Origin of the sequence: Micromonospora sp. CPCC 205539 (assembly GCF_036906815.1) — a bacterium.
In the GTDB taxonomy this organism is placed as follows: domain Bacteria; phylum Actinomycetota; class Actinomycetes; order Mycobacteriales; family Micromonosporaceae; genus Micromonospora.
The window spans coordinates 103,344-115,573 of the sequence record NZ_JBAKHW010000017.1; the positions used below are offsets into that span (position 1 = coordinate 103,344).

At 74.6% G+C, this 12,230-nt stretch carries 6 protein-coding genes; 1 reads left to right on the plus strand and 5 read right to left on the minus strand.

Going from position 1 to position 12,230, the window contains the following annotated elements:
• Position 1: 1 nt before the first annotated feature.
• From V6V47_RS17120 to V6V47_RS17140, 5 genes are all read right to left on the minus strand, one after another.
• Complete coding sequence (locus V6V47_RS17120) at positions 2-571, minus strand: dihydrofolate reductase family protein (protein ID WP_334629236.1); 570 nt, start codon at positions 569-571, stop codon at positions 2-4.
• A gap of 94 nt (positions 572-665) precedes the next feature.
• A complete protein-coding gene (locus tag V6V47_RS17125) occupies positions 666-1,343 on the minus strand; it encodes an aspartate/glutamate racemase family protein (protein WP_334629237.1) in 678 nt (225 codons plus the stop codon).
• A gap of 5 nt (positions 1,344-1,348) precedes the next feature.
• Positions 1,349-8,539 carry an amino acid adenylation domain-containing protein gene (locus V6V47_RS17130; protein WP_334629238.1) on the minus strand — a complete coding sequence of 2,397 codons (7,191 nt, stop codon included), beginning with the start codon at positions 8,537-8,539 and terminating at the stop codon, positions 1,349-1,351.
• A 1-nt stretch (position 8,540) separates the two neighbouring features.
• Positions 8,541-8,768 (minus strand): MbtH family protein, encoded by a 228-nt coding sequence (locus V6V47_RS17135; protein ID WP_334629239.1) that lies wholly within the window; start codon positions 8,766-8,768, stop codon positions 8,541-8,543.
• Entirely contained in the window at positions 8,765-10,552 is a 1,788-nt protein-coding gene (locus V6V47_RS17140; protein ID WP_334629241.1) for a non-ribosomal peptide synthetase, read from the minus strand. Before V6V47_RS17140 ends, V6V47_RS17135 begins: the two co-directional genes overlap by 4 nt.
• A gap of 151 nt (positions 10,553-10,703) precedes the next feature.
• On the opposite strand from V6V47_RS17140, the gene V6V47_RS17145 reads away from it, so the two are divergent.
• Entirely contained in the window at positions 10,704-12,227 is a 1,524-nt protein-coding gene (locus V6V47_RS17145; RefSeq protein WP_334629242.1) for an argininosuccinate lyase, read from the plus strand.
• Positions 12,228-12,230 lie beyond the last annotated feature (3 nt).

Sequence of the window (12,230 nt, forward strand, 5' to 3'; positions counted from 1 at the left end):
TTCAGTGCTTGGCATAGGTGGAGATGGTCGCGCCGGTGTTGAACACCCGGGTGTCGCGCAGCGCGAAGCCCGTCACCGCGAAGGGAGCCCGGAACAGGGGAATGCCGGAGCCGAGGACCACCGGATAGCGCTTGATGACCAGTTCGTCGATCTCGTCCACCAGGTGACCGGCGAGCGTCGCGCCGCCGCAGAGCCAGATGCCCAGGCCGTCCTGGCGCTTGAGCTCCCGGACGAACTCCGCCGGCTCGCCGGCCACGATCTCCACCGCCGGGTCGCGCTGTCGCAGCGTCCGGGAGAACACGTACTGCCGCAGGTGGGCGTACGGGCTCGTGACGCCGAGGGCCAGAGCCGGTTCGTACGTCGCGCGGCCCATCAGGACCGTGTCGAATGTGGCGTTCGCCGCCGTGGCGATGCCGAGCGGCTCCCGCGCGTGGGTCGGCAGGGTCTCGGGATAGTCGGCCAGGATCGCCGCCGCCAGATCCCCCTCGAACGCGAAGAAGTCGAACTCGCCGTCCGGCCCGGCGATGAACCCGTCCAGGCTGGTGGCGATGTAATACGTCAGTTTTCGCACGTCAGATGCTGCTTTCGGAAATGTCGTCATCGGCTGGAACGCTAGTCGGACCAGCCGCCGACGGCATCGGTCGCACCGACGTAACGTGACCGGCTCAGCGCCCGGCGGGCATCGGTCGGCGGGCCAGCACCGCGTCGGCCAGCACGTCGGTGACGTCGACCAGCGGCAGCGGACCGGTCGCGCCGAGCGGGGCGATCACCGGCAGCTCCGTACAGGCCAGCACCACGCAGTCCGCCTCAACGGGCCACGGTCCGGCGGTGACCAGCGCCGCGAGCCCGGCACGCAACGCCTCGACCGGCTCACCCCGCTTCACGCCGTCGATCAGTGCGTCGACCAGACCCTGGGCCGCCGTCGTGGGATAGAGCGGCCGGGTGCCGGCGGCCAGGTGCGGTTCGTACAGCCGCAACCGGGCGGTCGGCGCGGTCGCCAGGAAGACCGGCCGACGCAGCCCTCGCCGGGCCAGCGCGGCGCCCACCTCGGCCAGCAGGTCCAGCACCGGTACGGCCAACGCCCGGGCCACGTCGTCGTGGAAGGCATGCGTGGTGGCCGACGGGATGACCACCGCGTCCACCCCGGCGGCCTCCAGGTGCTGGGCGGCCCGGAGCAGCGCCGGCAGCGGACTGGGCCCGGCACCGCTCAAGTACGCGATCCGGCTGGGCACCCGTTCGGCGACGAGCACCACCTCCAGGTGCTCGTCGTCCTCGGAGGCCGGAGTGAGCTGGATGAGGCGCTGGTAGAAGTGGGCTGCGGCCAACGGCCCCACCCCGCCCACCACGCCTAGTCTGCGGATGCCCAACCCCGCTCCCGAAACGCGTCGGAGATCCGGGCCGCCAGCACGGTGGCGTGCGGCGCGTACACCAGGTCGTGGTGGTTGCCCGGCACCGGCACCACGTACACCGGGCCCCGGGTGCGGGCCCGCCAACTCGCCGGGTTCACCGGCGGGTTGGTCAGCGTGGGGTGCCGCTCGGTCGCGGTGAACAGGTGGATCGGCGCCCGGATCGGGGCGCGTGGAGCGTAGCGGTCGGCGGCCCGACCGTTCGCGGTGAAGACGGCGACCATCCGGCGCAGCGTCGCGGTGTCCGCGCCGCGCGGCACCCGGCCCCGCTGCTGCGCGTCGCGCAGCAGGATGGCCAGCGCCTCCTGCTCCTCGGCGTCGGCCAGCGCGGTGACCTGTGCCGGGTCCAGTTCGGCGATCAGGCCGTACCGTTCCAGCTCGCTGCGCCCGGTGAACCAGGGTTCCAGCTCCTCGCGGCCGAACGCGCGGGCGTCCAGCACGCCGAGGAAGTCGACGCGCTCGCCGGCGGCCTCCAGCCGGGCGGCCATCTCGAAGGCCACATTTCCGCCGAAGGACCAACCGGCCAGCCGGTACGGGCCGCCCGGCGCCGCCGCGCGGATCTCGTCGACGTACCGCTGGGCCATCTCCTCGATGGCCGCCAGCGGCGGGTCGTCCGTGTTGTAGCCGACCGCCTCGATGCCCTGCACGGCGCACACCCCGGCCAGCTCCCGGGCGAGCTGTGCGTAACAGGCCACGTCGCCGCCCTGCGGATGCACGAGGAAGAGCGGCGGCTGCTCGGCCGGCCCGTCGGCCAGCGCGATGAGCAACCGATCCGGGCTGGCCGCCCCGGCACCGAGCACCGCGGCGAGCCGCTCCACCGTGGGGTGGGTGAAGATCGCACTGAGCGGCACGGCGACGCCCAGCTCCCCACGGATCGCCTCGACGAGGTCCACGGCCCGCAGCGAGTGACCGCCGACTGCGAAGAAGTCGTCGCGTACCCCGATCGGGCCGTGGCCGAGGACCCGCTCCCAGATCCGCACCAGGGCCAGCTCCAGGATGTCGCGTGGGGGCAGCGCGTCGGTACGGGCGACCGGAGCCGGCACCGGCAGCCGGGCCCGGTCCAGCTTGCCGTGCGGGGTCAGCGGCAGCGCGTCCAGTGCCTGGAGTCGGGCCGGCACCAACTGCTCGGGGAGCGTGTCGGCGAGCCGGTCGCGCAGCCCGCCCAGGTCGACGTCGGGCCCGGCGACCACGTAGCCGGCCAGCTCCCCGTCGTGCACCGCCGCTGCGGCGGCGTGGATCCCCGGGTAGGCGGCCAGCGCGGCCTCCACCTCGCCCAGCTCCACCCGGACGCCGCGGATCTTCACCTGCTGGTCCCGGCGGCCGTGGAAGACCAGCCGCCCGTCGGCACGCCACCGCACCAGGTCGCCGGTGCGGAAGAGCCGGGCACCGGGCGGACCGAAGGGGTCCGGCACGAACCGCTGCGCGGTCAGCCCCGGCGCCCGCTGGTAGCCGCGTGCCAGGCCGGGCGAGCCCAGGTGCAGCTCACCGAGGGCACCCGGTGGCAGCAGCTCGCCGTGCGCGCCGAGGACGTGACAGCGGACGTGCGGGATGGGTCGCCCGACCGGCACCGCGCCGGGCTCGTCGCCCACCTCGTGGTACGTCGAGGTCATGGTGGCCTCGGTCGGGCCGTACTGGTTGACCAGCGCGATCGTGGGGGAGAGCTGGCGGGCGGCACGGACGTGCTGCGCGCCCAGGGGTTCGCCGCTGACCAGGCCGAGCCGTACCGACCCGGCGGCGGAGGGCCGCTGCCCGGCGGCGGTGGCCAGCGCGGTCAGCATCGGCGGCACCAGCGTCAGCAGCGCGGTCACCCGGTGCCGCTCGATCGCGGCGAGCAGGGCGTACGGGTCGCGGGCCGTCTCGTCCGACGGCAGCACCAGCCGCCCGCCGACCACCAGTGGGCCGAAGATGTCCCGAATGGACGCGTCGAAGGAGATGGCGGCCAGTTGCAGCACCACATCCCGGTCGGTCAGCCCGATCGGGCCGGTCAGGTACGCCAGGAAGTTGGCGATGCCCCGGTGCGGGGTCGGTACGCCCTTCGGTGCTCCGGTCGACCCGGAGGTGTAGTAGATGGCCGCCGGGTCGTCGGGGTGCGGCACGGGCCCGGGATCACCGGCCGATTCGGTCAGCAGCTCCGGCCACTCCTCCTCCAGGCAGTACGCCGGCACGCCCTCGATCGCGGCGGCCGGCCCGCGTCGGGCCAGCGCGTCGCGGGAGGTCAGCACCAGCCGGGGCGCGCTGTCCGCCACCAGGTGCGTGAGTCGGCCGGGCGGCGCGGCCGGGTCCAGCGCGACGTACGCGCCGCCCGCGCGCAGCACCGCGAGGAGGGCCACCACGAGGTCGGTCGATCGGGGCAGCGCGACGCCGACCACCACGTCCGGGCCGACGCCGTACCGGCGCAGCCAGTGGGCCAGCTGGTTGGCCCGCTCGTCCAGCTCGGCGTAGGTCAGCTCGCTCGCCCCGGTGCTGGTGTCGGCCCGCGTCGGCGGCGCGGCGAGGCAGACCGCGACCGCGTCCGGGGTGCGGGCCGCCTGCCGGGCCACCAGTTCGGGCAGTGACGGCTGGTCCGGGGCCGGCTCGCCGGTGCCGCTCCACTCGGCCAGCAGCCGCCGCTCGGCGGGCGTCGGGCCCAGCTCCGACAGCCGCCGGTGCGGCGCCGCGACCACGGCCTCCAGCATCCGGACGTACGCGGTGGCGAACGCCTCGACGGTCGCTGCGTCGTACAGGTCGGTGGCGTACTCCACCGTGCCGCACAGCCGGTCCGCGTCCTCGGCGACCGACACGTTCAGGTCGAACTTCGCCCCACCCGGGCCCAGGTCCACGGCCTCCACCGTCACCCCGGGCAGCCGCAGCTCTGCGCCGTCGTGCTCCTCCGGCCGGAAACCCACCTGGAACAGCGGGTTGCGGGATGGGTCCCGCTCGACGTGCAACTCCTCGACCAACCGCTCGAACGGCACGTCCCGGTGTGAGAAGTCGGCCGCGGCTGCCTCTCGGACCCGGTCCAGCAGGCCGGCGAAGGTCGGGTCGCCGCCGACGTCACCGCGCAGCACCAGCGTGTTCACGAAGCAGCCGACCAGCGGCTCCAACTCCGCGGAGTCCCGCCCGGCGACCGGCGTGCCGACCACCACGTCGTCCTGACCGGTGAACCGGGCCAGCACCACCTGGAAGGCGGCGAGCAACGTCATGAACGTGGTCGCGCCGGAGCGCCGGGCCAGCGCCCGTACGGCCTGCGCGGTGTCGTCCGGCACGGTGAACTCCACCCGGTCGCCCCGGCCGGACCAGGTGGCCGGGCGGGCCCGGTCGGTGGGCAGCGCACAGTGTGGCAGGCCGGCGAGCCGAGCCCGCCAGTGGTCGAGCTGTCCCGCGTACGCCGCCGCGCCCCGCCGCTGCTGCCAGTACGCGTAGTCGGCGTACGTCAGCGGCAGCGCCGGCAGATCCACCGCTCTGCCGTCGGCCAGCGCCGCGTACGTCAGGCCGATCTCCCGCCACAGCACCCGCAGCGACCAGCCGTCCACCGCGGCGTGGTGCAGCACCAGCACCACCGTGTGGTCGTCGTCGGCGACCCGGATGATCCGCGCTCGGGCCTGCGGCCCAGTGGCCAGGTCGAGGGGCCGGGTGGCGTCCTCGACGACGAGCCGGTGCACCGTCGCGGGGTCGGCGTCCGGCAGCTCGGTGCTGACCACCGCGCAGGGCGGCCCCGGAAGCTGCTGCTCGGCGACGAACCGGGCGCCCAGCGCGTCGTGCCGGGCCAGCACCAGCCGCAGCGCCTCGGTCAACGCCGACGTGGAGACCCGCCCCCGCAGGCGCAGCACGCTCGGCACCAGGTAGCTGCTGTCGCCCGGGTGCAGTCGGTCGAGGAACCACAGCCGGCGCTGCGCGTACGACAGCGGAGCGGGCGCGTCCACCGGCCGCGCGGCCAGCGGCGCATTCGCCTGGTCGACGCCGCCGGCCACGGCAGCGCGTGCGGCGGCCAGCGCGGCGGCCAACGCGGCCGGCGTGGGATGGGCGAACAGGGTCCGCAGCGACACGTCCACCCCGGTCGCCGCGCGCAGCCGGGCGGCCACCTGCAACGCCTGCAGCGAGTGGCCGCCCAACTGGAAGAAGTCGTCCCGCACGCCGATCCGGTCGGCGTCGAGCACCTCGGTCCAGGTGTCCACCACCAGGCGTTCCAGGTCGGTACGCGGCGCGACGTGCCCCGGAGCGTCCGGACGCACGTCCGGCGGGGGCAGCGCGGCCCGGTCCACCTTGCGGTTCGGGCTCAACGGCAGCTCGGTCAGCTCGACCACGATGCCGGGCACGAACGCGTCGGGCAGGATGCCGCGCAGGTACGCGCGCAACGCCGCCACGTCCAGCGGCTCGTCGCGCCACACCACGTACGCGACCAGCTGCCGGTCGGCGTCGTCGCCCCAGGTGGTGACGGCGGCCCCGGCCAGCGCGGGGTGTGCGGTCAGCGCCTCCTCGACCTCGCCCAGCTCGATCCGGTTGCCGCGTACCTTCACCTGGGTGTCGGCCCGGCCGACGAACTCGATCGTCCCGTCCGGGCGCAGCCGGGCCAGGTCGCCGCTGCGGTAGAGCCGCCCGCCGGAGGCGAACGGGTCCGGCAGATAACGCTCGGCGGTCAACCGGGGCCGCCCGGCGTACCCCCGGCTCACCCCGACCCCGCCGACGTACACCTCGCCGATCACCCCGACCGGCACCGGACGCAGGGTCGGGTCCAGCACGTACACCGTGTTGTTGGCCAGTGGACGGCCGATCGGCATCGGCCGGTCCGCCTGCACGGCGTGCACCTCGTGCGCGGTGCACCAGACCGTCGTCTCGGTCGGGCCGTAGAGGCACCAGAACCGGGACACCCGCCCGAGCAGCGCGGCGGCCAGGGCGCTCGGCACCGTCTCGCCGGACGCACCGGCCCGCAGGTCACCGCCGACCCATCCCGCGTCGACGAGCATCCGCCACATGGTCGGCGTGGTCTGCATGACGGTGGCGCCAGCGCTGTCCAGCAGCGCGCCGAGCGCCACGCCGTCGGTGGCCGTCCGTCGGGGCACCAGCAGCACCGTGGCACCGACGGTGAGCGGGCTGAGCAGCTCCGGCAGCGACAGGTCGAACGCGTGCGAGGCCACCGCCGCCACCACGTCCCGGTCGGTGACCTCGAAGAGCCGGACGAACGCCGTGGTCAGGTTGACGATCGCCCGGTGCGGCACCATCGCGCCCTTGGGTCGCCCGGTGGAGCCCGAGGTGTAGATCAGGTAGGCGAGGTGCTCCGGCGTCGTGGCGGTCACCGGCGGGGTGTCGGGCAGCCCGGTGAGCAGGTCACCGGCCCGGTCGATGCGCAGCAGCTCCGGGCCGGGCGGGGCGCCGAGGCGGTCCCACACCTCGTCGGTGGTGAGCAGCAGCCGGGCCGCGCTGTCGGAGAGGACGTGCCGGACCCGGTCGGCCGGGTGGTCCGGGTCGACGGGCACGTACGCCCCGCCGGCCTTGAGGACGGCGACCAGCGCCACCACCAGCTCCGGTGTGCGGTCCAGGCAGACGCCCACCGTCACGTCCGGGCCGACGCCGTGCGCGACGAGCAGGTGCGCGAGCCGGTTGGCGCGCCGCTCCAACTCGCCGTAGGTCACCTCCGCCCCGGCGCAGCGGACGGCGACGGCGTCGGGCCGTCGCCGGGCCTGCTCGCCGATCAGGTCGGCGAGCTGCCGGTCGTCCGGGTACGCGGCGGTGGTGTCGTTGCACGCCTCGGTGATTCGGGTCAGCTCGGCCGGCGGCAGCACCGCCAAACCGGCGACCGGACGGTCCGGGTGCGTGACCGCGTCGCCGAGCAGGCACAGGTAGCTGTCGACCAGTCGGGCCACGGTCGCCGGCGCGAACACGTCGCTGGCGTACTCGACGAAGCCCGCCAGCCGGCCGTCCCGGCGGGTCAGCACCACCTCGAGGTCGAACTTCACCGTGCCGGTGCCGACCGGCACCGGCTCCACCACGCAGCCGGGCAGCTCGAACGGGGCGGTCTCCTCGTCCTGCACGGTGAACATGGCCTGGAACAGGGGGTTGCGGGACAGGTCGCGGGCCGGGCGCAGCTCCTCCACGAGCCGGTCGAACGGCACGTCCCGGTGCTGGTGGGCGTCGATCACGGCGTCGCGCACCTCGGACAGCAGCGCCGTGAACGGTTGGCCGTCGAGCACCTCGGTCCGGATCACCACGGTGGTGCCGAAGAACCCGATCACCGACTCCAACTCGGGGTGCTCCCGGTCGGCGAAGAGGGTGCCGACCGCGACGTCGGATCGGCCACTCCACCGGTGCAGCACGGCGGTGAACCCGGCGAGCAGCGCGTGGAACAGGGTCACCCCGTGCCGGCTGGCCAGCTCCCGAACCCCGTCGGCCAGCGCGTCCGGCACCGCGAAGTCGTGCCGGTCGCCCCGGCCACTGAAGACCGGCGGGCGGGGCCGGTCGGCCGGCAGCTCCAACGGGGCCAGACCGGCGAGCCGCTGCCGCCAGTAGCCGAGCTGCCGGTCCAGCCGCCCGTCGCGCAGGTGCTCCCGCTGCCAGTGCGCGTGGTCCACGTACCGCACCGGCAGCTCGGGCAGCGCCGGGACGGTGCCGGCCGACAGGGCCCGGTACGCGGCGGACAGCTCCGCCCAGAGCAGCGCCATCGACCAGCCGTCCACCGCGATGTGGTGGACCACCAGCACCACGTACCACTCGTCGCCGCCGGCGGTCAGCAGCTCGGCGCGCAGCGGCAGCTCACCGGCGAGGTCGAAGGGCTGCCGGACCACCTCGCGGGCACGGGCCAGCGGATCGTCGACGGTGCGGACGGCGACCGGGACGGTCCCCAGCTCGCGCAGCACCGGGCGGGGGCGGCCGGCCACCTCGCGGTAGCAGGTACGCAGCACCTCGTGCCGTTCGAGCACGATGCCGAACGCCAGGCGTAGCGCGGCGGTGTCGAGCGGGCCGCGGACCCGCAGCACCTCGGCGACGTTGTAGTCGGGGGTGCCGTCGAGGAACCGGTCGGCCAGCCACACCGACTCCTGAGCCGGCGAGGTGACCAGCTCGTCGTCCGGGCAGCGCGGCAGCGCGGGCGCCGGAGCGGCCCGGCTGGCCTCCCGCGCGGCGCGCAGCCGCGCGGCCAGCAGCTCCGCCGTGCTCGACACGTCAGGCCACTCGATCCGGCTCGCCATCCAGGTGCCGGCGCAGACTCAGTGGCCGCATGTCCACCCAGACCCGCTCGACGTGGGCCAGGCAGTCCTCCCGACTGCCGGTGGTGCCCTCGGCCCGCCAGCCCGCCGGCACCGGCCGCTCCGCCGGCCAGATCGAGTACTGCTCCTCGTGGTTGACCACGACGCTGTACGACAGGCGCTCGTCGTCCGCTGCGTTCGTCACCGCGCTGCTCCCTTCAGGTCCGCCAGCACGAGCCGTTCCAGCTCGCTGGCGGACGCCGCGATCGTGGGGTGGTCGAAGATCAGCCGCAGCGGGATGTCCAGGCCGAACGCCTGCCGCAGCCGGCTCAGGATGCGCACGGCGAGCAGCGAGTGGCCGCCGGCGGCGAAGAAGTCCTGGTCGACGCCGATCCGCTCGACGCCGAGCACCGCGCACCAGATCTCCGCGACGGTCTCCTCGGTGATCGTGCGCGGGGCCAGCAGCGCGCCCTCGTCGGCGCCGGGCACCGGCAGCGCGGCCAGCGCAGCCCGGTCGACCTTGCCGTTGGGGTGCAGCGGCAGCCGGTCCAGCACGGTGAAGTGGGTCGGCACGGCGTAGCTGGTCAACAACCCGCGCAGGTGGGCTCGCACGTCGTCCACCGAGCACGCGCCGGCCTGCCGGGGCACCAGGTAGGCGGCCAGGTGCTTCGTGCCGGTGCCGAGGGCGAGCACCACCGCGTCGGCGATCTCCGGGTGGCCGCGCAGCGCGGTCTCCACCTCGCCCAGCTCGATCCGTACCCCCCGGATCTTGACCTGGTGGTCGACCCGGTCGACGAAGGCCAGCGTGCCGTCCGGGCGCTGCGCGCCGCGGTCGCCGGTGCGGTACATCCGCGCACCGAAGCCGTCCGGGTCGGGCACGAACGCCGCCGCGGTGCGCCGCGGGTCGCCCTGGTAGCCGCGGGCCAACCCGACCCCGCCGATGCACAGCTCACCGACCTCGCCGACGCGGACCGGCCGGTGCCGATCGTCGCGCACGGTGACCCGGTTGCCGGTCATCGGCGCGCCGATGGGCACGCTCGCGCCGTCGGCGAGGCCGTCGGCCGGCCGGCAGATGTGGAACGTCGAGTCGATCGACACCTCGGTGGCGCCCCAGGTGTTGTCCAGCGAGACCCCGTCGGGGAACCGGGCGAAGAACCGCCGGACCAGCTCCGGGCGCAGTGCCTCGCCACTGCACAGCACGCTGCGCAGCCGGGTCAGCCCGGCCACGTCGGCGTCGGTCAGCGTCTCCAGGAACAGGTCGAACACGCTCGGCACGAACTGGAGGTGCACGGCCTCGTGCCGGATCGCCGCGTCGATGATGGCGCGCGGGTCGCGGTGCGCGCCGGGAGCCAGCAGAGCGACCCGCCCGCCGACCAGCAACGGCCACAGCAGCTCGACCGCCGCGTCGTCGAAGGTCAGCGTGGTCTTCTGCAGCACGGTCTCGCCGGGTTGGAGGTGGTGCCGCTCCTGCATCCAGCGCATCCGGTTGGCCCAGCCGCCGTGGGTGCAGGCCACACCCTTGGGCCGGCCGGTGGAGCCGGAGGTGTAGTAGAGCGCGCAGAGCTGGTCGGGGTGCGGTGCCGTCGGCTCTGCTGGCTTCGCCCCGCGCGGCACGTCGGCGGGGACCACGGCGGTCCGGCCGGCGGCCCGGACCTCCTCGGCCAGGGCCGGCTCCACCACGCAGACGGTCGCGGCGGCGTCGGCCAGGATCGCCGCCCGCTTGGCCGGCGGGGTCTCCGGTTCGATCGGCACGTACGCGCCGCCGGCCCGCAGCACGGCCAGCACGGCGACCGCCATCTGCACCGAGCGGTCCAGGATCAGCCCGACCGGTTGGTCCGGGCGGACCCCGGCGTCGCGCAACGCGGCCGCCACGTCGGTCACCCGGGCGTCCAGTGTCGCGTAGTCCAGCGTCCCATCGTCGTCCACGGCCGCGGTCGCCGATGGTGTGCGGCGGGCCTGTCGAGCGAACATCTCGTCCAGTGACGTCACGGCACCTCCTCGCCGGCAGCCACGGTGCCAGAGCCCGCTATCGATGCGCTTTCGCCGCGGTATGTCGCCCGGCAGCGAATATCGACGGGGGTTGTCACGCCGCTGCGGGCCTGGGTATGTTTCTGCCGCCGGCGCAACGGGGAGGCCGATCGTGAACAGCACCGCGCCGTCCGGCCTCACCGGGCGGATCGACGAGCCACCCGGCCGGCTGCTCCACGACGAGGTCCTGGCGCCGCAGTTTCGCTTCGAGGTCGAGCATCTGCTCCCGTCGTACGTGGCGGTGGAGAAGGTGCTGGCCCTGGAATATCAGCGGATGGGTCTGCTCACCGCCGACCAGGCGAGGGCCGTCGCAACCGGGTTGGCCAGTGCCGGCCCGGAGGCGCTCACCGCCGATCCGGTGGCCAACCTGTCGGATCTGGCGTTCGCGCTCGAGCGGCACGTGGAGGCCACGCTGACCGAGCCGCTGCCGCGCTGGCACGTCGACCGCAGCCGCAACGACCTCCAGGCCGCCGCGCAGTTGATGTACGGCCGGCAGCAGGTCGTCGAGGTGGCGCAGGGGCTGCTCAGGCTGGGGGTCAGCCTGCACCGCCGGGCCGGCGAGCACCTGTCGACGCCGATGCCCGGCTACACGCACTTCCAGGCCGCGCAGGTGATCACACCGGGGTTCCACTTCGCCGCGTTCTCCGGGCACGTGCTGCACACCCTGCGTCGGCTGCTGGCCACCTACGACGCCATCGACGCCTGCCCGCTGGGCGCGGGCGCGATGGCCGGGCAGGACCTGCCCTGGGACCGGGCCCGGATGGCCCGGCTGCTCGGCTTCCGGGTGGCCCAGCCGCACGCGCTGACCGCGGTGGCGTCCCGGCGCTGGGTGCTGGAGGTCACCGCCGAGCTGTCCCTGTTCGGCGCGGAGACCAGCCGGTTCGTCACCGACCTGCTCGCCTGGGGCGGCAGCGACCTGGGCTTCCTGGACCTGCCCGACGAGTTGAGTGGCATCTCGTCGGCGATGCCGCAGAAGAAGAACTTCCCGATCCTGGAACGGATCCGGGGCCGTTCGGCACACCTGGGCGCGTTCCACACCGACGCGCTGCTGGGCCAGCGCAACACCCCGTACTCCAACCTGGTCGAGGTGTCCAAGGAGGCGGGCACCCACCTGCACGCCGCGATCGGCGCCGCCCGGTCACTGCTGCGACTGCTCACCGCCGTGGTCGACAACCTGCGGTTCCGGACGGACCGGATGCTGGCCGCCTGCGAACGGGAGTACCTGGGCGGGTTCGCGCTGGCCAATCTGCTGACCCTGCGTGAGGGCGTGCCGTGGCGGCGGGCGCAGGTGCTCGCCGGCCGCTACGTGGTCGCCGCGGCGGCCACCGGCCGGGCACCCAAGGACACCGACCCGGAGCTGTTGGCGGCCACCACCGCCGCCGAGGGCTACCGACTGGTCGAGCCGGCGACCCTGCTGCGGGAGGCGTTCGACGTGCACGCCGGGCTGACCGCTCGGCAGACCAGCGGTTCGGCCCGGCCGTCGGCGGTGGCCGACCTGCTCGCCGCGCAGACACTCGAGTACGACGAGCTGCGCGCGCACTGGACGCGGCGGGCCGGCGCCGACCGGGTCGCGGCGGAGGAGACCGACCGCCTGCTGGGGCTGGTGCCGGCCGACGCGGGTCTCGGGCTCGGCTGACGC